Origin of the sequence: Pseudophaeobacter sp. C1-32P7, assembly GCF_041008775.1 — a bacterium.
In the GTDB taxonomy this organism is placed as follows: Bacteria; Pseudomonadota; Alphaproteobacteria; order Rhodobacterales; family Rhodobacteraceae; genus Phycobacter; species Phycobacter gallaeciensis_A.
Map to the genome: position 1 here is coordinate 55,835 of NZ_JAXGFR010000017.1, position 25,351 is coordinate 81,185.

Below are 25,351 nucleotides of genomic sequence, written 5' to 3' on the forward strand. Positions count from 1 at the left end.
GGAATGAAAGGCTTATCTTACGCAGCGGCGCTGCCTGCTGTTTTTGGGGCAGGGATGGCGCTGGCCGAGGTGCCGCGGGTGGCGGTTGATATCGCGCCGTTGCATGGGCTGGTCGCCCGTGTGATGCAGGGAGTGGGAGAGCCGGATCTGGTGGTGCCGCCCGGTGCGTCACCCCATGGCTACGCGATGCGCCCCTCCGAAGCGCTGGCGCTGGACCGCGCCGATGCGGTGTTCTGGATTGGCGAAGCACTGACACCCTGGCTGGAAGGCCCGCTTGAGACCCTGGCGGGGCGGGCGCGGGTGACCGAATTGCTGGAGGTCGATGGCACGCTGGAGCTGGAGTTCCGGTCGGGCACGACCTTTGATCACGATGATCACGATCATGAAGCCGAGCATGATCACGACGGTCACGCTGGAGAAGATCACGATGGACATGAGGATCACGCCGTAGAGGGCGAGCATGGTGACGATCATGATCACATGGCCCATGATGAACACGGCGACGCGCATCACGAGGATCACGCTGGTCACGCGCATGAAGGCATTGACCCCCATGCCTGGCTGGCGCCGAAAAACGCAGAGCTGTGGCTATCGGTCATTGCCGCAGAGCTGGCCGCGCTGGACCCCGAAAACGCAGAGATCTACATGGCCAACGCCAAGGCCGGTCAGGCGGAAATCAAGGAAACCGTGGGGCGCCTTGATGCGGTTCTGGAGCCACTGCGCGCCAGCTCCTTCATCGTTTTCCACGACGCTTACCAGTATTTCGAGCACAGTTTTGGGCTGACCTCATCCGGGGCGATTTCGCTAGGCGATGCTTCGGACCCAAGCCCCGCGCGCATCGCCGAGATCCGCGATGCGGTTGCGTCCCATGGCGTCGCCTGTGTCTTTTCCGAGCCGCAGTTCAATCCGGGACTGGTCGATACGGTGCTGGATGGGACCGGGGCAAAAACGGTAGTGATTGACCCCATGGGCAGCCACATCCCGCCTGGGCCGGATTTCTACACGGAACTGTTGTCCGAACTGGGCAGCGCCATGGCGAGCTGCCACTAGGTATTCCGGAAAGGGGCAGGGCGGGGGACCCTGGTCTGCCCCTTTCAGAACCGGTTCTTGACCAGATGCGTCAGGGTCGCGCCGGTCTCGTAATAGGCTTGTTTGAGCCCGGCAAAGGGCAGGCTGTGGCTGGCCACCGAGTCTACCGGAAGGCAGGATGTCTCGCCAGTCAGCAGTGCCTCGGCCATGCGGGTGCCAAACAGTGTGCCGGGGCAGATGCCGCGCCCGGAATAGCCGAAACAGGCATAGCCGCCGTCCAGATGCTGGATCTTCGGCAGGTGTTCCGTGGTCATTGCGATCCGCCCGAACCAGGTCTGTCGCAAGGGCGTGTCGGCCAGCGCCGGGAATAGATCGGCCAGTTTGCGCCGCAGCCAGCCGAGGTGAATGCCGCTGCCGGGATGGTTCAGCGCCCCCATGCCGCCGATGATCAGGCGACCTTCCTGATCCAGCCGCCAGGAGGACATGACCAGCGCCGAATCCCAGCATCCTTCCAGCTCGGGCAGGATGGCCTTGCGAACTCTGTCCGGCAGCGGATCGGTTGCGGCCTGGAAATAATGCACCGGGATCATGGCCGGGGTTTGCAGCCCTTCGATGGGCAGGGCGTAGCCGTTGGTGGCGACGATCATATGCTTGGCGCGAATGCGGCCATTGGGGGTGGTGATGTCCCAGATATCCTGCTGCCGTGTGGCCGATAGGGCAGGGGTCTCTGCGTGGACCTTTGCACCTGCGCCCGCAGCGGCCCGGGCGAGGCCACGGGCATAGGCCAGCGGCTGGACCGTGCCGGCGCGTGGATCAAACAGCGCGCCGAACACCTGTTCGGACCCGACCCTTGCCTGCGCTTCGCTTGCGTCCAGCAGTTTCACCGGAGCGCCGATCCGCGACAGCTGGTCGAAGCGCCGTTGCAGATCTTTCATGCCGCTGGGGGCATGGGCGCAGTGCAGCGTGCCCTTGCGGACCGGCTCGCAGGCGATCTGATGGGTTTCGATCAGGTCATAGACCATATCCGGTGCCCCGGCGAGCAGGTCGGACAGGCGGCGCCCAGCTGCCTCGCCGATTTCGGCGTTGATATCCTCGGGGGGCAGCCAGAGGCCGGCATTGGCCAGACCGACATTGCGCCCCGACCCACCGCTGCCGAAACTGCCCGCCTCGATCAGGCGGACATCGGCGCCCAGTCCCGCAGCCTTCAGCGCGGCGGCACACCCTGTGTAGCCGCCGCCGATCACCACCAGATCCGCAGTGACCTCTTCGGTCAGCTGCGGCGCCAGGATCTGCTCCCGGCAGGTGTCATGCCAAAGACTGGATGCCAGATCAGATGTCAAATTTGATCCCCTGTGCAAGTGGCAGATCGCGTGAATAGTTCACAGTATTCGTCTGCCTGCGCATATACCCTTTCCAGGCGTCAGATCCGCTTTCGCGGCCGCCGCCGGTTTCCTTTTCTCCGCCAAAGGCCCCGCCGATTTCGGCACCGGAGGGTCCGATGTTCACATTGGCGATACCGCAATCCGAACCCGCTGCCGAGAGGAAATATTCGGTCTCGCGCACATCGGTGGAGAAGATGCAGGAGCTGAGCCCCTGAGGCACATCGTTCTGCAGGGCGATGGCCTCATCCAAGTCGTCGTATTTCACCACATAAAGGATCGGCGCGAAGGTTTCGGTATGCATGATTGCCGATTGTTCCGGCATTTCCACGATGGCCGGATGGGCATAGGCCGCATCGCCATGGCTGCCCTTTTGCGCCTGCCCGCCGCCGTGCACCTTTCCACCTTCGGCCTTGGCCTGCGCCAACGCAGCGTCCATGGCGTCCAGCGCGGGACGATCGATCAGCGGGCCGACCAGGGTGCCGTCGGCGAGGGGATCACCAATCGGAAGCCCCTCATAGGCCTTGATCAGGCGCGGGATCAGCTGGTCATAGATATCCTTGTGCACGATCAGGCGGCGCAGGGTCGTGCAGCGTTGCCCGGCGGTGCCAACGGCGGAGAACACGATGGCGCGCAGGGCCATTTCCAGATCCGCCGAAGGGGCCACGATCATCGCGTTGTTGCCACCCAGCTCCAGAATCGTGCGCCCCAGACGTTTGGACATATCGGCGGCAACCGCCTTGCCCATCGGCACCGAACCGGTGGCCGAGATGATCGCAACATCCTTGGAGGCAGTCAGCACTTCGCCCAGATCGCGTTCGCCAACCAGAGTCTGAATCAGGCCTTTTGGAGCTTCGTCGCCGAAAGTTTCCATAACCCGCTCGCAGATCTTCTGAACCGCCAGCGCCGTAAGGGGGGTCTTCTCGGAAGGTTTCCAGATCACCGGATCGCCGCAGACAAGGGCCAGCGCCGCGTTCCAGCACCAGGGCGCGACCGGGAAATTGAAGGCGGTGATGATGCCGCAGGTGCCCATCGGGTGCCAGGTTTCGCGCATGGCGTGGCCAGGGCGCTCGGATGCAATGGTCAGGCCATAAAGCTGGCGCGACAGGCCAACCGCGAAATCGCAGATGTCGATCATCTCCTGCACTTCGCCAAGGCCTTCCTGATAGATCTTGCCGCATTCCAGCGTCACCAGTCGGCCAAGGTTTTCCTTCTCGCGGCGCAGCTCTTCGCCAAGCAGGCGGACCAGTTCACCGCGGCGCGGGGCAGGCACTTGCCGCCAGGCCGTGAATGCCTGTTTCGCATCCGCGATTTGGGTGTTCGCCTCACTCACACTGTGCATCTTCAACTTGGCGATTTCGCTACCATCGACCGGCGTGGTCACGCTGAGCGTTCCACCCCAGAGTTCGTCTTTGGTCAGGCCAGCGGCGGTCAGGATATCTGCGTAATCCATGGAAGGAGTCCTTGTCAGAGAATGCTGATCATGAGGGAAAGAACTATCTTTGATGATCAGGTGTTGGCGTTTTCCCTTGTTTGTCATTGAAAGGAGTGGTTTGCACATGAAACTAATTCCTGCCGGTATGAGGTAAAGTCATATGATCGCGCCGCGTCGCTTTTTACCCTCCATTCCATCCCTGCTTGCCCTCGAAGCGGTGGACCGTCTGGGCAGTGCCTCGGCGGCGGCTGAGGATCTGTCGCTGACCCAAAGCGCGGTCAGCCGCCAACTGAAACAGCTGGAAGAGCAGATGGGGGTTGATCTGATTGCGCGTGATCAGATGCGGATGCAGCTGACACCGGCGGGGGCAGGGTTCGCACAGGAGGCACGCGGTATCCTGACCCGGCTTGCGCAGGCCTCGGTGAAACTCAGGGCCAACCCGGATGGGGGCAGTCTGAACCTGTCGATCCTGCCCTCCTTCGGGCTGCATTGGCTGGCGCCGCGGCTGAAGGATTTCGTGGCAGGGCATCCGGGGATTACCGTCAACCTTCAGACTCATAACCTGCCGTTCAGTTTTGAGGGCAGCACCACACAGGCGGCAATTCACTATGGCACACGTGATTGGCCGGGCGTCGAATATTTGCCCCTGATGCCCAAACACGTGCTGCCGGTCTGCGCGCCCGGACTGATGCATGCCCCGGCCGCAACGCCGGAGGAGCTGCTCAATTTCCCGCTGTTGCATCTGGAGACCCACCCGGACAGCTGGGAGCAATGGTTTGCCCTGCATGAGGTTCCGGCGGAAAAACTGCGCGGCATGTTGTTCGATCAATCCTCGGCCATGACACAGGCGGCGGTACATGGGCTTGGCGTTGCCTTGCTGCCGACCTTCATTGCCGAGGCGGAAATTGCCCAGGGTCGGCTGCAACTGGCAGTGCCGGGCGCGCCGGTTACGCTGGGGTCGTATTTTCTGGTCTGGCCACAGGATCGGGCGACTGACTATCCCTTGCTGAAATTCCGTGACTGGCTGATCGGGCAGATCGGCCCGCAGGAGGTGTCGTGATGCGGCTGCCCAGCCTGACCCATATGCGTTGCTTCGAAAGCGCGGCCCGGCATCAGAACTTCACCGCCGCCGGCGAGGAACTGGGGCTGACCCAAAGCGCCGTCAGCAAGAAGGTGAAAGAGCTGGAAACGGTCCTGGGGTTCGAGTTGTTCCAGCGGGTCGGGCGCGGTGTGGTGCTGACCCCGGCCGGGCAGGGGCTTGCCACCGATCTGGCGCAGGATCTGGGATCGCTGAAGGCCAGCCTGCAAAAAGCGGTCGCCGCCGGGGCCGGGCGTTCGGCGCTGCGGATCGCCGTCCTGCCGACATTCGCCAATCGCTGGCTGATCCCAAGGTTGCCGGATTTCTTTGCCCGTCACCCCGAGATCGAGCTGAATTTCACCACCCGGCTGGAGCCGTTTGATTTCAGCCGCACCTCTTTTGATCTGGCCATTCATTACGGGCTCGACAATTGGCCCGGTACCTTGATGACCGAATTGTTCGGCGAGCAGATGATCCCGGTCTGCGCGCCGGATTTCTTTGCCGGGCAGGATCTTGCGGGCAATCCGAATTGGCCTGGGGTGCCGCTGCTGCATCTGGAAAGCCGCGAAGAAGCTTGGCGGGACTGGTTCGCACGAGCTGGGATCATCGGTGCGCCACGTCAGGACGGGCGCTATTTCGACCAGCATTCGATGGTTATCGCGGCAGCGGTGGCCGGGCTGGGCGCAGCGATCGTGCCATATGATATGGTAGATCAGGAAATCGCCTCGGGTGAGTTGATGCGCATTCCCGGTCCGCATCTGACCTCCCGCAAACGCTATTATTTCGTGCGTCCCTACGGGGCGGCGCCAAAACCGGTGCAACGGTTCGAGGCCTGGCTTAGAAAACAGCTGCGCAGGGAAGAGCCTTAGCCGCCATATCCGCCCGGCGGCTCAGACCGTCCGGGATTGGTGGCGCGACAGAAAAGAATTAGATGTGCAGACGCTGTGCTCTGACCTGCCTGCTGGGAAACCAATGTCCAAGATCCTGACAATCACGCTGAACCCTGCCGTTGATCTGGCCACCTCGATCGACCACGTGGTGGCAGGCCCCAAGCTTTATTGTGACACTCCGCGCACCGATCCGGGCGGTGGCGGCGTCAATGTGGCCCGGGCCATTCACAGGCTGGGCGGCGATGTTCTGGCGCTCGTTGCCGTAGGCGGCGCCATGGGGGAGCGGCTGTTGCAGCTTCTGGCAGCGGAGGGCGTCCCGGTGGATCCCGTGCAGGCCGGTGGTGAAACGCGGCAGAGTTTTGAGGTGACGGATACATCGACCGGGGAACAGTTCCGCTTCAGTGTTCCGGGTGAGGAGATGAGTGAGGCTGATGGCGCGCGTCTGCTCGATGCGATTGCCTCTGCCGCGCCAAGGGATGGTTATGTGGTCCTTAGCGGTGGCGTCACGCCCGGTCTGGGTGACGATTTCCCGCAAAAGGTTCTGGCGGCCCTGACCCCGAGCCGGAGCAAGCTGGTAGTCGATACTTCAAAGACTGCGCTGGAACATCTGCTCACCTCACCTTCCGATCCGGTGCACCTGTTGCGGCTGGATCAGCGTGAGGCGGAGCAGTCAGCAGGGCACAGGATGGAGAGCCTGAATGACAGCTACACCTTTGCCGAGGCGCTGATTGCGCGCGGCGTGGCGGAGCTCGTGGTTGGCGGCCGCGGCGGTGAAGGCTCCATTCTGGTGACGGGGCAGCAGCGGTTTTTCTGTCGTGCACCCGAGGTTCCGATGGTCAGTAAAATCGGGGCAGGAGATGCCTTTACCGGGGCGCTGACGCTGGCCCTGTCGCAGGGCCAGCCTCTGGGGCAGGCGCTGCGCTGGGGCGTTGCCGCCGCCAGCGCAACGGTCCAGACCGAAGGTACCGCATTATTCAAGGCCGAGGATGTAACGGCACTGCTGGACCGCTGCGCGCTTCGCGAAGATACATCCCTTTGATGTGCGCCTCTCAGGCCATCTTCTTCCCGGCTGTCAAACCATTCACCTTTTCGACGATAGCGCGGGCGTCGATGCTGTGGTGGCGGTAAAGATCCCCGATAGTGCCGGTCTGGCCAAAATGCTCCACCCCAAGCGGGATTGTCTGGTGCCCGGCGACAGAGCCAAGCCATGACAATGTGGCCGGATGCCCGTCGATCAGAGTGATGATCCGGCAATGGGGCGGCAGCCGCCCCATCAGGGCCTCGATATGCGATTGCGCGGCTGCATTGCCGCGGGCGCGAGCGCGTTGCGCCGCTGTCCAGCCTGCATTCAGCCGGTCCGCCGAGGTCACCGCCAGCACGCCAATGTCGCGGCGACCTTCGCCGACCATTCCGGCGGCCTTGATCGCCTCTGGGCCAACGGCGCCTTGATAGGCGATCACCACGTCGCAATTCGGCCCCGGCTTGCGCAGCCAGTAGGCGCCATCGATGGCACCCTGACGGAATTCTTCGTCGACGCGTTTGCCGGGCTGTTCAACAGGGTTGGTGGTGAGGCGCAGATAGACCGACCCGCCGGTCTCATCCCGCAGCCAGGTGCGTTCATCCGGATCGCCCTCGCCATCGCGCTGCACGTAGTCAAAGGCCCACTCCATGATCACTGCCAGCTCATCGGCAAAGGCAGGTTCAAAGGAGGCCAGCCCGTCCTGGCTCATCCCGATGAGAGGCGTTCCGACGGATTGGTGCGCACCGCCTTCGGGCGCCAGTGTCACCCCAGAGGGGGTGCCGACCAGAATGAAACGCGCGTCCTGATAACAGGCATAGTTCAGCGCATCGAGGCCGCGGGCGACAAAGGGATCATAGACCGTGCCGATGGGGATAAGCCGCTTGCCAAAGAGCGAATGCGACAGGCCCGCCGCGCCCAAGAGCAGCATCAGATTCATCTCGGCAATGCCCAGTTCGATATGTTGGCCCTGCGGTGTGAACTCCCATTTCGCGGTCGAGGGAATGCGGTTTTCGATAAATGCATCGGCCTGTTCGGTACGAGCAAAGAGCTTGCGCCGGTTTACCCATGGGCCAAGGTTGGTGGTGCCGGTCACATCAGGTGAGGTGGTGACGATGCGGTCGGCCAGTGCGCTATCGCCCTTCGAGAGATCATCAAGGATCTTGCCAAAGGCCATCTGGGTCGACACCTCGCGCGAGGTGTCGACGGCAATCGCGGGCACCGCCAGTTTGTCATCCTGATAGCGGCGGGTGCCCTTGGCAAAGAAGGGCACCTCAGACAGGAAGGCGCGCAGAGCATCCGGGTCTTTGACCGCTGCCAGAGGCTCCCATTCTTCGCCTTCGGCCACGCCCATGTGCTTTTGCCATTCGGTGAACTGGGACTTGTTCATCAGCCCGCCGTGATTGTCCTTGTGTCCCGCAATGGGCGTGCCCCAGCCCTTGATCGTATAGGCGAGGAAACAGGTGGGCCGGTCGTGGTCGATGGCGTCAAAGGTTTCGGCCATGGTCTCCACGCAGTTGCCGCCCAGGTTCTCCATCAGCGCGGCCAGTTCGGCGTCGCTGCGCCGGTCGATCAGGGCCGTCACATCGCCCTGATCGCCGAGATCATCCATCAGCCGCTTGCGCCAGACTGCACCGCCCATGAAGGTCAGCGCGGAATATTCCTGATTGGGGCAGGCATCGATCCAGTCGCGCAAATGATCGCCACCGGGTTCCTCGAACGCGGCCCGCTGCAAGACGCCATGTTTGACCCGCACCACATCCCAGCCGAAGGCGTCGAAAATCTTCTCGATCCGCCCGAACAACCCTTCGCGCACGATTCCGTCCAATGACTGGCGGTTGTAATCGATGATCCACCAGGTGTTGCGCAGATCGTTTTTCCAACCTTCCTGCAGGGCTTCGTAGATATTGCCCTCGTCCAGTTCTGCATCGCCGACCAACGCCACCATGCGGCCCATCGGGGCATCCTGCCCCCAATCCTTGGCCTTGATGTAATCCTGGATAATCGCAGCAAAGGAGGTGATCGCCACGCCAAGGCCCACCGAACCGGTGGAGAAATCCACATCGTCGATATCCTTGGTCCGGCTGGGGTAGCTCTGCACGCCACCAAAGCCGCGGAAATTCTCCATCTTCTCGCGGGTCTGGTTGCCCATCAGATACTGCATCGCGTGAAAGATCGGCGAGGCATGGGGTTTGACCGCTACCCTGTCCTCGGGCCGCAGGGCCGAGAAATAAAGCGCGGTCATGATCGACACCATCGAGGCGGAGGAGGCCTGATGCCCGCCGATCTTGATCCCGTCCACCTTGGGGCGCACGTGATTGGCGTGATGGATCATCCAGTGCGACAGCCACAGCAGCCGCTGTTCGACGGTCTTCAGGTGCGTGAGATCGGCGGGCATGGCGCTCTCCTTATTCGGCAGCGTGTTTGGCGGGCGTGGGCAGGGCCTGATCCAGATCCTGCAGGATGTCGGCCACGTCTTCCAGCCCCACCGACAGGCGGATCAGGCCATCACTGATGTCATGCTCAAGCCGTTCCTCGGCGGTATAGGTCGAATGGGTCATCGAGGCCGGGTGCTGGATCAGCGTTTCCGCATCGCCCAGCGACACGGCGCGCTGGATCATCTCGAGCGCGTTCATGAACTGGATCCCGCCAGCCATACCGCCGTCGATTTCAAAGGCGATCATCGCACCCGGCTGCGCCATCTGGCGTTCGGCCAGTTGGTGCTGGGGAAAGCTTTGAAGCCCCGGAAAATGCACGCTGCTGACGGCCGGATGCGCCTCCAGATAGTCCGCCACCACCCGGGCCGAGGCGCAGTGACGATCCATGCGTAGGGCTAGTGTCTTGAGTCCGCGCAGGATCAGCATGGCATTGAACGGCGCCATCACTGCCCCCGTCATGTCCTTCATCCCCACCAACCGGATTTCGGTGATCTGCTCGGCAGTGCCTGCGATCAGCCCGGCCACCACATCACCATGGCCGCCAAGGTATTTTGTGGCGGAATGCACCACGATATCGGCGCCAAGCTCAATCGGGCGGGTCAGATAGGGGGTTGCATAGGTGCTGTCGACCACGACCTGCGCACCTGCCGCGTGGGCGATGTCTGATGCAGCCGCGATATCAACAAGACGCATGTTCGGATTGGCCGGGGTTTCGAAATAGACGACGCGGGTCTTGTCACTGATCGCGGCACGCAGGTTTTCCACGTCGGTCATGTCCACATGGGTAATGGTGACACCCCATTTTGCCAGCCCGTGCCGCATGAAGGCAAAGGTGCAGCCATATAGCGTCTTGTCGACGATTACCTCGTCGCCCGGCGACAGAAGGGTCCAGAGAACCGCAGTGATCGCGCCCATGCCGCTGGCCATGGCAAGGCCTGCCTCGGCCCCTTCGAGCGTGGCGATGCGCTGCTCAAGCAAATCGCAGGTCGGGTTGGAAATGCGGGAATAGATATGGCCTTCGCGCTCTCCGGCGAAGGTATCTCCGCCCGCTTCGGCGGTTTCAAAGGAGAAGGTCGAGGTCAGATGCAGGGGCGGGGTCAGCGCGCCGTCATTGTCGAGCGGGTTATAGGCGTGGTGGATGGCACGGGTGGCAAATCCTGTGGCGCGGCTCATTGGGATATCTCCTGAAACTTGATGGCGCCACTTTGTGCTGACCTGTACGGCATTTGATTGCCAATTCTGCCTTGGTTGAGGTAATTATTGGCAGTATCTGCCAATATGAGGGCTTCATGGACAGTAAAGACCGACAGATCATCCGTGCGTTGCAGCGGGATGGTCGCATGACCAACCAGGATCTTGCCGATGCGGTGAATCTGTCACCCTCTCCTTGTCTGCGGCGGATCCGGAACCTTGAAGCCAAGGGGATCGTGCAGGGCTACAGCGCCGATGTGGACGCGGCGGCCTATGGTCTGTCGATCATGGTGTTCGTGCGCGTCCGGCTGGAGCGGCACAACGAGGCGGATGTAAAGAACTTCGAAAGCCGTATCCGGATGATCGATGAGGTGCTGGAATGTCACGTGATGACCGGGGCAATGGATTACCAGCTGAGGGTGCTTGTGCCCGATCTCGAAGCCTATGAGGATTTCATCCGGAACCGCATTCATCCCATCGGCGGCATCGCCTCGATCGACACAAGTTTTGTCTACGGCACGGTGAAAAAGACGGCGGTGTTTCCTTCGGTTGCGTGAGCGCGGTGCATGTCGCCAAAAAGCGGTCGGCGCAGATACGTCGCCCTAATTATGCACATAATGTGTGTTATGTAATGTTTGAACGTGGCGAGCAGTGCTCTAGCTGATGCGTGAAACTTGTCCGTGTGCCCCAGTGCAGAAGCTATGGCAGGCCTATCCCGAAGCGCCACCGATATCGCTGGGCGCGATGGCGACCGATTTCACCACGGCAAAACATTCGGCGCCTTCGGTGAGCTCCAGCGCCCGCGCCGAGCGCTGGGTGATGCGGGCCAGGATGCGCCCGGCTGGCGTTTTGAGAGACACCATTGCCCCGGGGCCGTCACCGGCGCGGATCTGCTGGACCGTGCCCGGCAGGATATTGAGCGCAGAAAGCCCCTCGGGACGCTGCCGTGACAGGATCACCTCATGCGCAGCAACCCGGACCCGGATCATCTGACCCGGTGCCTGGGCGATCTTTGGCAGGAACAATGGAATACCGCCTGCGTCGAGTTCGGTCAGCCCGTCCGGGTGATGCGCTTTGACCCGGGTTTCCAGCAGCGCGCCAACGGAACGAACACCGGTCGGCATGACATTGGGATCGCTTAGGATCTGCGCGGCGGGTCCCTGCTGAACCGTTTTGCCGTCCTGCAGCACGACGACCGTGGTGGCCAGCTGCGCCACCTCGGCTGCGGAGTGGCTGACGTAGAGTACTGGAATGTCCGTTTCATCGCGCAGCCGTTCGAAATACGGCAGGATTTCCGCCTTGCGCGCCTCATCCAACGCCGTCAGCGGTTCATCGGCCAGGATCATCTCCGGCGAGGACAGCAGCGCGCGACCGATCGCAACCCTTTGTTTTTCACCACCCGACAGACCTCCGGGCCGTCTTTGCAGCAGGTGGCCGATCCCCAGCATCTCGACGATCCGGTCGATATCCGCCCTGGGCGTATTTTTTGGGGCGAACCAGCGACCGAACAGGAGGTTCTGCCGGACGGTCAGATGCGGGAACAGGCGACCTTCCTGAAAGACATAGCCAATGCGGCGCCGGTTTGGCGGCAGCCATAGACCCGATTTGGTGTCAAACAGGACCCGTCCATTCAGCGCCACGCGTCCTGCATCCGGTTTCAACAGCCCGGCGACCGCGTTGACAACAGTGGTCTTCCCGGACCCCGACCGGCCGAACAGGACGGTGATCCCCTGCGGCGCCTCAAAGGCGACATCTAGGGTGAAACCGGGCCTGCTATGGCTGAGCTGCACCGAGAGCATCACGCGTCCCTTATGCGTTTGGCCGCCCTGCGGGCGAGGGCTTCGGATAGGAGCAAGGCGGTCATGGCAAGGGCAACCGAGATCAGAACCAGTCGGGTTGCGGCAGCCTCACCGCCGGGGATCTGCAGGAAGGCATAGATCGCTGATGGCAGGGTCCGGGTCTGGCCCGGTATGTTCGACACAAAGGTAATCGTGGCGCCAAATTCCCCCATCGCCTTGGCAAAGGCCAGGATCGCGCCTGCAATCAGCCCGGGAAACACTAGCGGCAGGGTAACGCTGACAAACACCCAAACCCGCGACGCGCCTAGGGTGGATGCGGCTTGTTCCAGCTTTGGATCGACGGCTTCGACGGACAGCCGGATCGCGCGCACCATCAGCGGAAACCCCATGATGCCCGCTGCCAGCGCCGCGCCGGTCCAGCGGAAGGCCAGCACGATCCCCATCTGCTGCAGCAGCCCCCCGACCGGCCCCTGGGTGCCAAAGGTCAGAAGCAGCAGGTACCCCGTCACCACAGGCGGCAGGATCAGCGGCAGGTGGACCAGACCGTTCAGCAACTGCTTGCCCGGAAACTCCCACCTTGCCAAGGCATAGGCGATCAGCATGGCCGGAGGCAGCGCCGCCAGGGTTGCCCAGAATGATACCCGTAAAGACAGGGAAACCGCGTTCCATTCCTCGGGGCCGAGCCAGTCCATCATGCGGGCTATTCCGGCAAAACGGTGAACCCCTCGGCCGTCAGGATGGCACCTGCGGCGGGGCTTTGGAGATAATCGAGAAAGTCGCGTGCTGCAGGATTGTCACCGGGCGCAATTGCTGCAGCGGGGTAGATGATCGGTGGGTGGCTGTCGCCCGGGAAGGTGGCGATAATGCTGACGTCTGCACTGGCCTTTGCATCCGTGGTGTAGACAATCCCGAAGGGGGCCTCTCCAGTGGCGACCAAGGCCAGCGCGGCGCGAACGTTGTCGGTCTGGGCTACATTGGGGGCAATGCCGTCCCACAGACCGAGCGATGACAGCGCGGCCTTGCCGTAGATCCCGGCCGGCACGGCTTCGGTTAGGGCCATGGCAAGCCGGTTTTCCCCCAGCAATCCGGCAAGGTCAAAATCGGGCGAAAGTGTCACCGGTTGCTGCTGCCCATGTGCAATCAGCACAAGGTTGTTGCCCATCAGGTCAAACCGGCTGCCTGCTACAATCCTGTCGCGCTGCTCAAGATGGTCCATCCAGGCGGGGTTGGCAGAGATAAAAACATCAGCAGGCGCGCCATATTCGATCTGGCGCGCCAGAACGGAGGACCCGGCCAGTGAAACCGCAACGGCATGCCCGGTTTCGGCTTCAAAACCTGCGCGGATACGCTCGATTGCATTGGTCAGGCTGGAGGCGGCGAACACAGTGACCTCGCCTGCAAAGGTCAGACCGGGCGCTGCGATGGCAAACGCAAATCCCAGCACGGCAGCCAGACATAGGCGGCGGGTGCGGGACAGGATCATTGGCGGGCCTCGTGGAACGTCTGCATATCTCACTTGGCGTAGCGCCGGGCCGGAAACGGAGCAAGGGATAATTTCCCTCGCCCGTGGTTGGCGCTTTCCGCTGCGTGGGTGCTCACAATGCAAAAAGCCGGTCGCAACGCTGCGACCGGCTTTTTTTAGAATGGGATCTGGCTGCGGTTCGGGACCGCCTGCGGCAACTCAGAACAGAGTCAGATCGCCTGCGCCAGCCGGGGTGGCGGGTGCGGGTGTGGGTTGGCGTGCTGCCGCCACTTCCTGTTCGCCAAGACGCCGGTCGTTGGCAACCCGGGTCTGCTGGGCGCTGCCGGATGTCGGATGGAACCGAACCCGGCGGGCCGATGTGCCGCCCACGCTGGAGGAGATGCAGGGAATACCCTCGTCTTTCAGGAACTGCTGGACGAACTGCGCGTTTGAGGCACCGATATCGGACAGATTCACCGACATTTTTGCGCCGCCAAACACCTTGGCCTTCAGATTGCGGCGCTCGGCGCCCTTCTTCATAATGCCGTTGATCAGAAGCTCCATGGCGTGAATGCCATAGCGGGCGCTGACACCGCCACCATTGGCATTCGCCAGCAGGAAGTGGTTCATGCCGCCAACGCCATTCTCCGCGTCATAGATGCAGGCTGCAATGCAGGAGCCAAGCACAGTCGAGAAGACGACCGACGGATCCTTGGACACGCGGTAATCCCCTTGCAGGATGGTCACGGAGGTGGTGTTGGCGAATACTGACGTCACAGCGGTCTCCTTGTTTAGCCCGGGGAAAACCCGGCTCAGGTCTTGCAGGCCTGAAGTAGCGCTCCGGCCATGCGGGCAAGAGACACTTGTTTCTGTGCGGCTCCAGTTTCCCAGGCAACCCTTGGCATTCCATAAACAACAGACGATTTTTCGTCTTGTGCAAATGTGGCTGCCCCGGCTTTGCGCAACTCCAGAAGCCCTTTGGCTCCGTCCTGGCCCATACCGGTCAGGATTGTTGCGACCACGTCCTTTCCATATGGCATGGCAGAAGTGAACAAAGCGTCAACGGACGGAGTGTGGCCCGAAATTGGCGGTCCTTCTTTCATGCGAAGGCGCAGAGGTTTACGGGGCGATAGCCCCATGTGGCGGGTTTGTCCTGCGGCAACGTAGACATGCCCCGATTCAATCTGCATGCCGTCCTCGGCCGCAACCACCTTGGCGGCGCAGATCCGGTCCAGAAGGGATACCAGCCCGGGGCCGAAGTTCTTACCGGTGTGCTGAACAATCAGCGTCGGTGGGCAATTCTGGGTGAAGCCGACCAATACGCTACGCAGTGCTTCGACACCGCCGGTGGAGGAACCGATCAGGATGAATTTCTTGAAATCGCGTTTGGGCGGCGGCGGAGCTGAGGCAGAAGTCCGCGCTGGGGCACCGCGCCGCGGCGCCTTGACCATCATGTCGTAATATTGGGCAAACTGGCGCGGGCTGTCCGCCTTTGTCAGTTCGAAAATACCCGCGCCTACGTTCAGCAACGGAGAAGACTGGCGTGCAGGTGTCGCACCCGGGCTATCCATGACCGAGACCCAGCGGGTGTCCACGGCCGAGAACAGTGCCAGCATCATTTCGAATTCTGGCAATCGGGTGAAACCATCCTCCACAAACGCAAAGGTTGGCTGCGCCGCTTCGGCCTGGTTGTAGGCCATCATGAGGTTGTTAGCCAAAAGCACTTTCATACCGGGATATGCGGCTTCCATGTGGCTTTGCAAAGAGCGGGCAAATGTCCGGTCAGTTGTTATTATTAATAGGTTCTGAGAGGTCAATTCTATACCCAGTCACGTTAGTTCGGTGAACAACCGAAAGTTACATAATTGGTGGGGCGCACCCTGTGCGCCCCGGATCGATGACAGGTTAAAAGTCCTGCCACTTGTCGATGGCGGCGTTTCCGTCCGTTGCGGCGACAGGGGTCGGAGTGATCTCGTCCAGATCCCAATCATCTTCGCCATGAGCCGTCGGTGCGATGGGTGCCGAAGGCTGCGGCATTGCGGTGATATTGCTGCCGCCCGTGATCTTGAAGTGGGCGACCAGTTCGGCCAGCTTGGTGGCGTCGCTGTTCAGCATGTGACCCGCAGCAGTGGCCTCTTCCACCATGGCGGCGTTCTGCTGGGTCACCTGATCCAGCTGCACCACACCGGTGTTGATTTCACCCAGACCGGTCGATTGCTCGGCCGCGCCCTCGGCGATATCCGTCACCAGTTTCGAGATGTGGTTGACCCGTTGCACAATATTCTGCAGCGCCTCCCCGGCCTTGCCGACAAGATCCACGCCACGTTCCACCTGTTTCGAGCTGTCGCCGATCAGGGTCTTGATCTCCATCGCCGCATCCGAGGACCGCTGCGCCAGGGCGCGCACTTCGGAGGCAACCACGGCGAAACCACGGCCTGCTTCGCCTGCGCGGGCAGCTTCGACGCCGGCGTTCAGCGCGAGCAGGTTGGTCTGAAAAGCGATATCATCAATCACACTGATGATCTGGGCGATATGAGTCGAGGATTGCTCGATCTCGGTCATCGCCGAAACCGCGCTTTGCACCACGACGCCGCTGTTTTCGGCTTCCTGCTTGGCCTCATCCATGATGTTTTCGACGCTACGTGCGCCTTCGGCAGCGGATTTGACCGATGCGGTCAACTCATCCAGCGCAGCAGCGGTTTCTTCGAGCGTTGCGGCCTGGCTTTCGGTGCGGTGCGACAGATCATCCGAGGACTGGCTGATCTCAGCCGCGCCGTTGCGAATGCTGGAAGCGGATTCCACCACTTTCGACACCGTATCGCTGAGGTTTTCGACGGTTTTATTGAAATCGGACCGCAGTTGTTCATGCTCGCCGGTGAAGGGTTCGGTGATTTTTTCAGAGAAATCACCTTGGGCCAGCCGTAGTAGACCGGAACTTAGGGTCTCTACCACCCGTTGCTGTTCCTGCTGCTGCTGGGCGCGCTCTTCCTGCGCGGTGCGTGCGTGCCGCAGGTCATCCTGCATGGAGACCAGCGTCTTGCCAATCTGCCCGATTTCATCGACACGCTTGGCTTCGCTGACCTCAGTTTCCAGATTGCCGGAAGCCACCGATTCCATATTGCTGCTGATGCGGTCCAGCGGCCGTGTAATCGTCCGGGCGTAAAGCCAACCCAGCAGAGACATCCCTGCCGTACAGGCCAGTGACACCAGAAGCAGGAAGTTACGTGCACTGTTCACGTGCGCCATGAGTTCAGCGCGGTCCTGTTCGATCACGATTGCCATTTCCTTGCCTGCCAGAGCGATTGGTTCGGAGAAGGCGCTGACTTCCCGTCCGTTCAGGCCAGTCGTCGAGGGATAGAACTTGCTTTCACCATTGAGAGCAGAGGTAATGTGTTCCTGCTCTGCAATCGGATCCAGCAGCATATGGCCGCCCTCGAATCGTGAAGACGACCGTGCCAGCAGGTCAGAGGCTACCAGATAGGCATCGGCTGTCTCCCCGATGCCCCGGGCCTCGTTCATGATGGCGCTGATCATGCTCACCGGCATCTGCAGAACCAGGATTCCGACGGTCTGGCCGGTATTGGCGACGATCTGTGTGGCGACAAAGGCGGCCGGTTTGCCCTGGCTTGGCTCATAAGGCGCGAAATCGGAAAACAACACTTCTCCGGGCTGCGCATCCGCAGTTCTGCGGAATAGCTGCGCAAGCCCCGAATCTTTGTACGGACCATCATAAAGATTGGTCGCGTAATCGTCTTCTTTGTAGACCGAATAAAGTACGTTGCCGGACAGGTTCACCAGAAAGGCGTCGTAGTACCCTTTACTGGTCAGCAGGGTGCGGAAGGCCGGGTGAAATTTGGCGTGGTGAATGTTGTACGGAATTGTCTGCTTGCCGCGATCGAGCAGATGGCGTTCCCCCAGAGGATTGGGGTTGTTGGTGATATAGGCATCACGCACGGTCTGGGCAGCCTCATCGCCAAGATTGGTCCATGCGCCGGACAAGCGTTGCAGCGCGGTCCCGGTGGAGGGCACGGCCGCGAGTGTCAGAAGATCAGCCGTAATACCCCGCATCAGGGATTCGACCGCTGCCTTGCGGCTGGCGACCAGAGATTCGAAATGCTCTTGGGCCTGGGTCCTTGCGCTGTTCTGCGACGTGATCGTGCTGATCGAAACCACGATCGCAGCCATGACTGCACCGAATGCGACGACGAATAGCGGGAGCTTGTGTGCGATTTTCACTGTTCCAAAGGCCTTCTTGCTTACGCTTTGCAAACCAAGGCCCGGATCGGCCCTGTCCAATGAAATGAATGCCCGGCGGGGGTTAATTTGCGGCTTAAATTTCCGGCATTCGTTCGAATTTTAAAAAGCCTTCTGGTCGCAGCGTCGGGAAATGCTGCCGCTGTCGCGCGTATAGGGATTCTAACTGTGTGGCCGCAGCGGCTCTCCTCATCGCAACGAAGAATCGGGCATGTAAAATTGTCCGCAAAACGGCGTTCCCCGGAGGGCTTGAGGGCTGGCAAAAGGGTGTTGCGGTGCCTTTGCGGCAATCAATTATTAAACCCCCGAGCCTAAGAATGACCCTATCGAACTCTAACATGTGACCGAACAACGGGGGTGCGAATCGCGGAAGATGACCACGGAAACGCAAAAACACCTATTAGACCTTCCGAATGCATTTTCGGACCTTGATCCGCTGATTGCATTCCTGCGCGGAGCGCGCACCTCTGCGGTAGAAATCGACTGCTCCAAGGTTATGGCGATGCCCTCGCGATGCCTTCAGATTCTGCTGAGTGCGGAGCAGCAGTGGCGTTCCGAAGAATTGGGATTTGCGGTCACAAACATCAGTGAATCGTGCCGAAAGTCTCTGTCGCTTTTGGGTTTAGAGTCCAACCGCTTTGAAGACGAGGAAACAGCATGAAAACCAAAGTCCTTGCAATTGATGATTCCCGCACGATTCGGAATCTGCTTGCTGCCACGCTGGAAGAAGCCGGCTTTGAATATCACTGCGCGGTCGATGGCCGTGAAGGCGTTGATATGTATCCCGACGTCGCGCCGGATGTGGTGATTACCGATATCAACATGCCCAATCTGGACGGCTTCGGTGTCATCGAAGAACTCCGGGGCGACGGTATCAATTCGAAGGTGCCGATTCTTGTTCTGACCACCGAGAGTGCCGCGGAAATGAAAACCCGTGCGCGCAATGCGGGTGCAACCGGCTGGATCACCAAGCCCTTCGATGACACGTCTTTGATTTTTGCGCTCAAGCGCGTCACCGGAGCTGCGGCGTAAGATGTCAGGGTCGATTCAGGATACCTTCTTTGAGGAGTGCGAAGAACTCCTTGAAGCGACGGATGAGGGTCTGACCGCCATCGAAGGTGGCGATCGTGATCCAGAGGTGGTCAACGCCGTTTTCCGCGCTGTTCACTCGATCAAGGGTGGCGCCGGGGCGTTTGGCTTGGATGAACTGGTGGCCTTTGCCCACAGGTTCGAAACCGTTTTCGACGAGGTGCGGACCAATCGTCTGGAGCTGGGCGAAAAGCTTGTTCAGCTTCTGCTGCGCGCCAGTGACCATCTGTGTGATCTGGTGGCGACGGCGCGGGATGGCGGCGAAACCGACGAAGCGCATCACAACGTGCTGATCGCGGCGCTGGACGAATATATTCCCGAAGAGGAAGAAGATCTGACGTTCGAGCCGATGGGCCTGGGCGGCGCAGGTTTCGCGCCTGCAGCGATCGATCTTCCCGTGGTGCCTCAGGAAGAAACCTACCGGATCCGTTTCCATCCCATGAAGGAAATGTACGGCACCGGCAACGAGCCCATCTTCCTGTTCCAGGCACTCAAGGAACTGGGCGAGCTTGAGGTCAAGCTGGACGATACTGAATTGCCCGGTTTTGACGCCATCGACGTCGCCGAAAGCTATATCGCTTGGGATTTGGTTCTGATTACCTCGGAGCCGCGCGACAAGGTGGAAGCCGTTTTCGAATTCGTCGAAGGTCTGTGCGAGCTGTCGATCGAAGGCGATGGTGACGCCGAAGCGGATGCGCAGGCCCTTGCCGCGCTGGACGCTGCATTCGGTGTGGCTCCGTCCATTGAGGACGGGGAGACGACGCCTGCCCCTTTTGAACAGCCGGCCCCTGCTCTGACACCGGAGGCGGACTCTGCGCCTGCGGGTGACAAGGCACCATCTCCAAAGGCCGAGGCCGCGAAATCGGAGCAGCGGGGTCCCAAGCCGACTCTGCGTGTGGAGCTTGAGCGGGTGGACCGGCTTATCAACGCGGTCGGCGAGCTGATCATCAACCACTCGATGCTGGCGCAGCAGATTGCCAATCTTGATGTTGCGGACGTGCGTGATGTGGAGACCGAGCTGGAAGGGTTTAAGAACCTAGCGCGGGACATCCAGGAAGGCGTTATGTCGATCCGTGCACAGCCGGTCAAACCGCTGTTCCAGCGCATGGCCCGTATTGTGCGCGAAGCCTCCAGCGCCACCGGAAAATCCTGTAAGCTTGTCACCGAGGGAGAAAACACCGAAGTCGACAAGACAGTCATCGAACGCCTGTCAGACCCACTGACGCATATTTTGCGCAACGCGGTGGACCACGGGATCGAGAAACCGGATGACCGTGAGGGTGGCGGCAAGGACAGGGTCGGTGAAATCCGTCTGTCGGCGTCGCACCGGTCCGGTAGTGTCTGCATCGAAATCAAAGACGATGGTGCCGGCGTAAACCGCCCCCGTGTGAAACAAATCGCGATCGACAAGGGCCTGATCCCCGAAAACGCCGATCTGACCGACAGTGAGATTGACAACCTCCTGTTCCTGCCCGGTTTTTCCACCGCCAAGGAGGTTTCGAACCTGTCCGGCCGCGGTGTCGGGATGGATGTGGTCAAGAACGCCGTGACGGGTCTTGGTGGCCGGATCAACATCACCTCGACCCCGGGCAAAGGCTCGACCTTTACCATCATTCTGCCACTGACGCTGGCAGTGATGGACGGCATGGTGGTCTCGGTTGCGGATCAGACGATGGTGGTTCCGATCACCTCAATCGTCGAGACGATGCGCGGCAGCGACGACATGATCAACAACCTTGGCGCCGATGGCACATTGCTTTCGATCCGTGGAAACTTCGTCCCGATCTGCGACGTTGCTGGCGCCCTTGGGCTGAGCAAGCAGGATGACCAACCGCCCGGAGTCTATCTCCTGGTTGAAACGGAAACGGGACAGCGCAGCGCCCTGGCGGTGGACGATATCCACGACCAGCGGCAGGTGGTCATCAAGAGCCTGGATGGAGTCTGTGGGGAGATTGCCGGGGTGGCTGCTGCCACCATTCTCGGAGATGGCAAGATTGCCATGATCCTGGATCCGGAAAGCATTATCGCGGCCTCGCCATCAGCAGCCGCCTTTGACACAGATCGGAGAATGAACAATGCAGTCGCAAGTTGAAGCCAAGCCTGGCGATCAGGAAGTAAAGCACGCCCAGTTCAGTGAGTTCGTGAGCTTCACTGTGGCGGGGCAGGCTTTCTGTCTCAAAATCACCCAGATCCGTGAGATCCGTCGTTGGTCGCCGGTGACAATCCTGCCGCACGCGCCGTCGGACGTGCTGGGTGTCATGAACCTGCGCGGTGCGGTGATCCCGATCTATGATCTGTCGGCGCGGTTCGGTCTTGAGCAGACCGAGGCCAGTGAGCGTAACGTGGTGATCGTCGTGGCGGTCGGTGGCAAGCCGGTTGGCCTGCTGGCGGAATCCGTTTCGGAAATCATCTCGATCAACCCCGATGATATTCAGGACACGCCGCCGGTCGATAGCCGATTCACCATGGAATATATCCAAGGCATCATCTCGCATGATGACACCATGGTCCGGATCATCAACTTGGATGCGGTTATCTCCGTTCCGGAACAGGTGCTGATGTGAACGCAAGAAGTCCCATAGAGTCCAAGGCAGATGGTTTCACCCTGACAGATCAGGATTTCGAAGCCATCGCCCAGTTCGCCTACAAGCATTTTGGGTTGGCGATGTCGAGCAGCAAGAAACCTCTGGTTTCGGCCCGCCTGGCTCGTCGTCTGCGAAAGCAGAACGTCTTGAACTTCAAGGATTATCTTGCACGCCTGAATGGGCCGAATTCCGACAAGGAGCGCAGCAACCTGCTGTCTCTGCTGACCACCAATGTGACGCAGTTCTTCCGGGAACCGCATCATTTTGAAACGATGCGCAAAGACGTTCTTCCGGACCTCATCAAGAAGGCACGAAAAGGCGGACGGGTGCGCATCTGGTCGGCAGGATGTTCCAACGGACAGGAGCCCTACACGCTGGCGATGATCATCCAGGACATGTGTCCGGAGGTGAACCGTCTGGATTTCAAGATCCTGGGCACTGATATCGATCCGGTTGTCGTGCAAACGGCAACGGCTGCCAAATATCCGGCGGACGAGATTGCGCAGATTCCTGCGGAATACCGCAAATACCTGCCAAAACTTGATGCTGATGGCCGTCTACCTGAAAGCATCCGGTCGATGGTGACACTGGGTGTGCTAAATCTCATTGAACCCTTTCCGTTTAAGGGAAAATTCGATGCGATTTTCTGTCGGAATGTGGCCATCTACTTTGATACAGCAACGCAGCAAAAGGTCTGGCAGGCGTTTCAGCGATCACTAGTTCCCGGAGGCTACCTGTTTATCGGACATTCCGAACGAATGTCCGGACCGGCTGCCCAACATATGAAAACGGCAGGAATAACCACCTACATTCACACACCATCGGGTGGGGATGCCCGATAGTCTGAGCAGTATGAAGAAACACGAGGAAAACAAATGAGCTTGAAAGACTCTCTTCGCGTCATGGTCGTGGACGACATGTCAACGAGCCGCGGGATTCTGACGCAATGCTTGGATGAGCTTGGCGTCAAGAACTACATGGTGGAAAACAACGGACAATCCGCGTTCCAGAAGATCACGAAGACTCCGGTGCACTTGGTCTTGTCCGACTACAACATGCCCGGCATGGATGGTCTTGGCCTGCTGCAAGCGGTCCGTGGCCATCAGGTGACCCAGCGTGTCGGGTTTATCCTGGTGACGGGCAAACCGACTCCTGAGATCATCGAGGTCGGCAAGAAACTCGGCCTGAACAACATCATCCGCAAACCCTTCACGGTTGCAACGATGAAGCAGGCGATCGAACAAGTGGTTGGGCGGCTCTGATATGGACCATCCTGACAAAGCCCTGAAAGATCTCTGCACCATTTCATCTTGGGAAATGCACCAGCTGAAAGTCAAAATTCAAGAGCTGGAGGATGTTGCTCTCACGGTCATGGAACGTGGTACCCGCCCTACCAGTGCGGAACTGCGTGCATTGCAGGATTTCGATCTGGTAATCCAGACACTCGCCGGGCTGTCGGGATTCTATGAGCGCGTCCAGGACCAGGTGGAAAAATCCGGACCGGCCGATCTGCCTGCTGCCGCCAAAGGGGTCACCCTGGAACGTCTGCGGGAAAGACTACTCTCTCCCGGCGGTTTGCAAAACGCCTGAACAACAAAGACGCCGCCTGCCCCAGGCGGCGTTTCCCGTTTGAGCCGCGCGATAATATCGTCCGTCAGGACGAAGATCGCGCAGGCTCCGGATTGATCGTTTGCTTCACCGTCTGCAACGGCTACACTTAAGATGTGTAATCAGTTTTGCCCGGTGCGATCATGAGCTTTGTGTTTCGAATACTTTTGACATTGGCCACCATAATGCTGCCTGTGGCGAGCGTGGCCGCGACTGATCGTGCGGCGCTGGTCTTGGGGATGGCTGATTACCAGTATCTGCCAAAGCTGGACAACACCCGCAACGATGCCCTGCGGATGGCGGAAACCCTGGAAGGGATCGGGTTTGACGTGACCCTTGGCATCGACGTCGGTGCCGAAGACATGACCCGCATGCTCGAAGGCTTTGCTTTCCGCGCCGAAGTTGCCGATCTGGCCTTGATCTATTTTGCCGGTCACGGGGTCGAGGTGCAGGGTGAGAATTTCCTAATCCCGGTTGATGTTCAGGTGCAAAGCAACAGGGATGTAGAGCGCCAGTCCGCGTCGCTGAAGCAGCTGTTGGCGGCTGTTGAGAAGGCGCGAAAGATGCGCATCGTGATCCTGGACAGCTGCCGCGATAACCCCCTTGGCGATGCATTGGCGGGAGACACTTCGGAAACAACGAATGCATCGACAGCACCCGAACGTGCAGGTCTGGCCCCTGCAAACCCGGATCGCGGAACGCTGGTGGCCTTTGCGGCCAAGGATGGACAGGTCGCGCTGGATGGCCGGGGAGAGAACAGCCCCTATGCGCTGGCACTGATGGAAAAGATGGTTCAGCCTGGTCTGGAGATCAGCCTGATGTTTCGGCAGGTCCGCGATCTTGTGCTTCAGAAAACCGGAAACCTGCAGGAACCACATACCTATGGTTCGCTTACCGGGGTGCCCTTCTATCTGGCTGGCGGAAATGAGAGCGCGGGTAGCACGGATGCCTGGGCGGCGCTGAAACCGGATCAGGAGGAACAGCTTCTCGCCCTTGCCGAGCTTGGAGACACCCGGTCGATGCTGGGGCTGGCCTATATCCGGCTCAACCCAAACCAGGACCGGTTTGATCCGGCCGCCGCGATTGAATTTTTGCAGCGGGCTGCGGATGCGGGATCTCCCGAAGCGCAGTTTGAACTGGCAAAGCTGTACGAGCGAGGCACGGGTGTTGAACCGGATCCGGCCAAGGCTTTGGCGCTTTACCGGGCTGCGGCGGATCAGAATTTTGCCGATGCGATCAATGATCTTGGGTTCCTGCATTATCAGGGCGGGCTGGGCCTGCCGGCCAATCCGCAAAAGGCCCTGACCTTCTTTGAGCGGGCCGCGGATCTGCGTCATCCGCAGGCCCAGTTCAATTTTGCAGCCCTGATCGATGACGGTCTGATCCCCAACAAGGACCCCGAAGACGCGGCGCAGTATCTTTACGCGGCTTTGCGGTCCGGCAGTTCGGATGTTCTGAAACTGCTCAGCGAGCGGCCGACGATGTTCACCGACCAAACGCGCAAGGCTTTGCAGGCCAAGCTGAAAGATAATGATTTTTACCAAGGCTCGATCGATGGGGATTTCGGTCCCGGCACGCAGCGCGGCATCCGGCGGGCCTATGGGTTGGACGGGTAATCAACGGAAGCGGGAGGACGTCATGCAGGTACTGCGATATCTGGTTATCCTGACGCTTGTTCTGGTCGGCCCGGTTGCGGCGCAGGAAACCGGGGGCACAGGCGAAGGCACCTATGGCGGCAGTGAGGGTAGCTACGGTGGTGAGGGTACAACCAGTCCGGGCCTGTCGGTGGCAAACCGTGTGGCGACGCCGCAGCAAGTGATTATGCGGCTGAATGCCATTCCCGAGTTCTGCAGCAGCAGCGGGCCTATCTTGTCGATTGCATGGCAGAACGCATGGAACAGCTGGCTGAGGGCATGTCCGGTCTGTCCGGGTATCAGGACGCGCGCAAAACCATAGGTGAGACGGCTGCCAATCTGGGGTCGATTCCGGCTGAGTGCAGAATGACACCCTAAGGCTCCCGCTCCCGTCTTTTACCCCCGGTTTTTGAGCCCTCTGACCACCTTCGTTGTGGCGATGAGCGTGGATCGCCTGTTTTG

Annotated in this window: 24 protein-coding genes; 14 read left to right on the plus strand and 10 right to left on the minus strand. The window is 60.3% G+C overall.

Annotated features, from left to right (window positions below):
- Positions 1-3: 3 nt before the first annotated feature.
- Positions 4-1,050, plus strand: coding sequence for a zinc ABC transporter substrate-binding protein (locus SM763_RS19445; protein WP_368999476.1), 1,047 nt, complete (start codon positions 4-6; stop codon positions 1,048-1,050).
- Between the two features lie 44 nt (positions 1,051-1,094).
- Here the strand turns inward: SM763_RS19445 and SM763_RS19450 are convergent, their stop codons facing one another.
- Entirely contained in the window at positions 1,095-2,369 is a 1,275-nt protein-coding gene (locus tag SM763_RS19450) for an NAD(P)/FAD-dependent oxidoreductase (protein ID WP_368999477.1), read from the minus strand.
- Positions 2,359-3,861: an L-piperidine-6-carboxylate dehydrogenase gene (gene amaB / locus SM763_RS19455; RefSeq protein WP_368999478.1), complete on the minus strand. Its 1,503-nt coding sequence runs from the start codon at positions 3,859-3,861 to the stop codon at positions 2,359-2,361. Before amaB ends, SM763_RS19450 begins: the two co-directional genes overlap by 11 nt.
- 142 nt (positions 3,862-4,003) lie before the next feature.
- Here amaB and SM763_RS19460 point away from each other — a divergent pair, with 142 nt between their 5' ends.
- From SM763_RS19460 to SM763_RS19470, 3 genes are all read left to right on the plus strand, one after another.
- Complete coding sequence (locus tag SM763_RS19460; protein WP_368999479.1) at positions 4,004-4,903, plus strand: LysR substrate-binding domain-containing protein; 900 nt, start codon at positions 4,004-4,006, stop codon at positions 4,901-4,903.
- Positions 4,903-5,790 (plus strand): LysR substrate-binding domain-containing protein, encoded by an 888-nt coding sequence (locus SM763_RS19465; RefSeq protein ID WP_274830758.1) that lies wholly within the window; start codon positions 4,903-4,905, stop codon positions 5,788-5,790. The genes SM763_RS19460 and SM763_RS19465 overlap by 1 nt, the downstream gene beginning before the upstream one ends.
- A 103-nt stretch (positions 5,791-5,893) precedes the next feature.
- Entirely contained in the window at positions 5,894-6,850 is a 957-nt protein-coding gene (locus SM763_RS19470; protein ID WP_368999480.1) for a 1-phosphofructokinase family hexose kinase, read from the plus strand.
- A 10-nt stretch (positions 6,851-6,860) separates the two neighbouring features.
- Here SM763_RS19470 and SM763_RS19475 read toward each other — a convergent pair whose 3' ends face one another.
- Complete coding sequence (locus SM763_RS19475; RefSeq protein ID WP_368999481.1) at positions 6,861-9,227, minus strand: thiamine pyrophosphate-binding protein; 2,367 nt, start codon at positions 9,225-9,227, stop codon at positions 6,861-6,863.
- A gap of 10 nt (positions 9,228-9,237) precedes the next feature.
- Positions 9,238-10,440, minus strand: a complete 1,203-nt coding sequence (locus tag SM763_RS19480; RefSeq protein ID WP_368999482.1) for a methionine gamma-lyase — start codon at positions 10,438-10,440, stop codon at positions 9,238-9,240.
- 116 nt (positions 10,441-10,556) lie between these two features.
- Here SM763_RS19480 and SM763_RS19485 point away from each other — a divergent pair, with 116 nt between their 5' ends.
- Entirely contained in the window at positions 10,557-11,015 is a 459-nt protein-coding gene (locus SM763_RS19485) for an Lrp/AsnC family transcriptional regulator (RefSeq protein ID WP_274830762.1), read from the plus strand.
- A 153-nt stretch (positions 11,016-11,168) separates the two neighbouring features.
- Here SM763_RS19485 and modC read toward each other — a convergent pair whose 3' ends face one another.
- From modC to SM763_RS19515, 6 genes are all read right to left on the minus strand, one after another.
- Positions 11,169-12,257 (minus strand): molybdenum ABC transporter ATP-binding protein, encoded by a 1,089-nt coding sequence (modC, locus tag SM763_RS19490; RefSeq protein WP_274837439.1) that lies wholly within the window; start codon positions 12,255-12,257, stop codon positions 11,169-11,171.
- Positions 12,257-12,949: a molybdate ABC transporter permease subunit gene (gene modB, locus SM763_RS19495; protein ID WP_368999487.1), complete on the minus strand. Its 693-nt coding sequence runs from the start codon at positions 12,947-12,949 to the stop codon at positions 12,257-12,259. The genes modC and modB overlap by 1 nt, the downstream gene beginning before the upstream one ends.
- Before the next feature lie 8 nt (positions 12,950-12,957).
- Positions 12,958-13,740: a molybdate ABC transporter substrate-binding protein gene (gene modA, locus SM763_RS19500; RefSeq protein WP_368999483.1), complete on the minus strand. Its 783-nt coding sequence runs from the start codon at positions 13,738-13,740 to the stop codon at positions 12,958-12,960.
- 198 nt (positions 13,741-13,938) lie between these two features.
- A complete protein-coding gene (locus tag SM763_RS19505) occupies positions 13,939-14,496 on the minus strand; it encodes a chemotaxis protein CheD (protein ID WP_274830765.1) in 558 nt (185 codons plus the stop codon).
- Between the two features lie 35 nt (positions 14,497-14,531).
- The gene (locus SM763_RS19510) at positions 14,532-15,470 is read right to left on the minus strand and encodes a CheB methylesterase domain-containing protein (protein WP_274830766.1); all 939 of its coding nucleotides are present in this window, start codon (positions 15,468-15,470) and stop codon (positions 14,532-14,534) included.
- Positions 15,471-15,624: 154 nt separating this feature from the next.
- Complete coding sequence (locus tag SM763_RS19515; RefSeq protein ID WP_274839909.1) at positions 15,625-17,904, minus strand: methyl-accepting chemotaxis protein; 2,280 nt, start codon at positions 17,902-17,904, stop codon at positions 15,625-15,627.
- Between the two features lie 442 nt (positions 17,905-18,346).
- On the opposite strand from SM763_RS19515, the gene SM763_RS19520 reads away from it, so the two are divergent.
- From SM763_RS19520 to SM763_RS19560, 9 genes are all read left to right on the plus strand, one after another.
- On the plus strand, positions 18,347-18,634 hold the full coding sequence (locus SM763_RS19520) for an STAS domain-containing protein (protein WP_274830699.1): 288 nt from the start codon (positions 18,347-18,349) through the stop codon (positions 18,632-18,634).
- A complete protein-coding gene (locus SM763_RS19525) occupies positions 18,631-19,005 on the plus strand; it encodes a response regulator (protein ID WP_274830700.1) in 375 nt (124 codons plus the stop codon). Before SM763_RS19520 ends, SM763_RS19525 begins: the two co-directional genes overlap by 4 nt.
- A 1-nt stretch (position 19,006) precedes the next feature.
- Positions 19,007-21,154: a chemotaxis protein CheA gene (locus tag SM763_RS19530; RefSeq protein ID WP_274830701.1), complete on the plus strand. Its 2,148-nt coding sequence runs from the start codon at positions 19,007-19,009 to the stop codon at positions 21,152-21,154.
- A complete protein-coding gene (locus SM763_RS19535; RefSeq protein ID WP_274830702.1) occupies positions 21,138-21,626 on the plus strand; it encodes a chemotaxis protein CheW in 489 nt (162 codons plus the stop codon). Before SM763_RS19530 ends, SM763_RS19535 begins: the two co-directional genes overlap by 17 nt.
- Entirely contained in the window at positions 21,623-22,489 is an 867-nt protein-coding gene (locus SM763_RS19540; RefSeq protein WP_368999484.1) for a CheR family methyltransferase, read from the plus strand. Before SM763_RS19535 ends, SM763_RS19540 begins: the two co-directional genes overlap by 4 nt.
- A gap of 33 nt (positions 22,490-22,522) precedes the next feature.
- On the plus strand, positions 22,523-22,909 hold the full coding sequence (locus tag SM763_RS19545; protein WP_274830704.1) for a response regulator: 387 nt from the start codon (positions 22,523-22,525) through the stop codon (positions 22,907-22,909).
- A 1-nt stretch (position 22,910) separates the two neighbouring features.
- Positions 22,911-23,237, plus strand: coding sequence for a DUF8776 family protein (locus SM763_RS19550; protein ID WP_274830705.1), 327 nt, complete (start codon positions 22,911-22,913; stop codon positions 23,235-23,237).
- Between the two features lie 203 nt (positions 23,238-23,440).
- Positions 23,441-24,871 (plus strand): caspase family protein, encoded by a 1,431-nt coding sequence (locus SM763_RS19555; protein ID WP_274838994.1) that lies wholly within the window; start codon positions 23,441-23,443, stop codon positions 24,869-24,871.
- A gap of 22 nt (positions 24,872-24,893) precedes the next feature.
- On the plus strand, positions 24,894-25,211 hold the full coding sequence (locus SM763_RS19560) for a hypothetical protein (protein ID WP_368999485.1): 318 nt from the start codon (positions 24,894-24,896) through the stop codon (positions 25,209-25,211).
- Positions 25,212-25,351 lie beyond the last annotated feature (140 nt).

Coding starts and splice junctions, on each gene's coding strand:
- SM763_RS19445 (WP_368999476.1), top strand. CDS start 4: ATGAAAGGCTTATCTTACGCAGCGGCGCTGCCTGCTGTTTTTGGGGCA.
- amaB (WP_368999478.1), bottom strand. CDS start 3,861: ATGGATTACGCAGATATCCTGACCGCCGCTGGCCTGACCAAAGACGAA.
- SM763_RS19460 (WP_368999479.1), top strand. CDS start 4,004: ATGATCGCGCCGCGTCGCTTTTTACCCTCCATTCCATCCCTGCTTGCC.
- SM763_RS19465 (WP_274830758.1), top strand. CDS start 4,903: ATGCGGCTGCCCAGCCTGACCCATATGCGTTGCTTCGAAAGCGCGGCC.
- SM763_RS19470 (WP_368999480.1), top strand. CDS start 5,894: ATGTCCAAGATCCTGACAATCACGCTGAACCCTGCCGTTGATCTGGCC.
- SM763_RS19475 (WP_368999481.1), bottom strand. CDS start 9,227: ATGCCCGCCGATCTCACGCACCTGAAGACCGTCGAACAGCGGCTGCTG.
- SM763_RS19480 (WP_368999482.1), bottom strand. CDS start 10,440: ATGAGCCGCGCCACAGGATTTGCCACCCGTGCCATCCACCACGCCTAT.
- SM763_RS19485 (WP_274830762.1), top strand. CDS start 10,557: ATGGACAGTAAAGACCGACAGATCATCCGTGCGTTGCAGCGGGATGGT.
- modC (WP_274837439.1), bottom strand. CDS start 12,257: ATGCTCTCGGTGCAGCTCAGCCATAGCAGGCCCGGTTTCACCCTAGAT.
- modB (WP_368999487.1), bottom strand. CDS start 12,949: ATGGACTGGCTCGGCCCCGAGGAATGGAACGCGGTTTCCCTGTCTTTA.
- modA (WP_368999483.1), bottom strand. CDS start 13,740: ATGATCCTGTCCCGCACCCGCCGCCTATGTCTGGCTGCCGTGCTGGGA.
- SM763_RS19510 (WP_274830766.1), bottom strand. CDS start 15,470: ATGGAAGCCGCATATCCCGGTATGAAAGTGCTTTTGGCTAACAACCTC.
- SM763_RS19515 (WP_274839909.1), bottom strand. CDS start 17,904: ATGGCTGCGATCGTGGTTTCGATCAGCACGATCACGTCGCAGAACAGC.
- SM763_RS19520 (WP_274830699.1), top strand. CDS start 18,347: ATGACCACGGAAACGCAAAAACACCTATTAGACCTTCCGAATGCATTT.
- SM763_RS19525 (WP_274830700.1), top strand. CDS start 18,631: ATGAAAACCAAAGTCCTTGCAATTGATGATTCCCGCACGATTCGGAAT.
- SM763_RS19530 (WP_274830701.1), top strand. CDS start 19,007: ATGTCAGGGTCGATTCAGGATACCTTCTTTGAGGAGTGCGAAGAACTC.
- SM763_RS19535 (WP_274830702.1), top strand. CDS start 21,138: ATGCAGTCGCAAGTTGAAGCCAAGCCTGGCGATCAGGAAGTAAAGCAC.
- SM763_RS19545 (WP_274830704.1), top strand. CDS start 22,523: ATGAGCTTGAAAGACTCTCTTCGCGTCATGGTCGTGGACGACATGTCA.
- SM763_RS19550 (WP_274830705.1), top strand. CDS start 22,911: ATGGACCATCCTGACAAAGCCCTGAAAGATCTCTGCACCATTTCATCT.
- SM763_RS19555 (WP_274838994.1), top strand. CDS start 23,441: ATGCTGCCTGTGGCGAGCGTGGCCGCGACTGATCGTGCGGCGCTGGTC.
- SM763_RS19560 (WP_368999485.1), top strand. CDS start 24,894: ATGCAGGTACTGCGATATCTGGTTATCCTGACGCTTGTTCTGGTCGGC.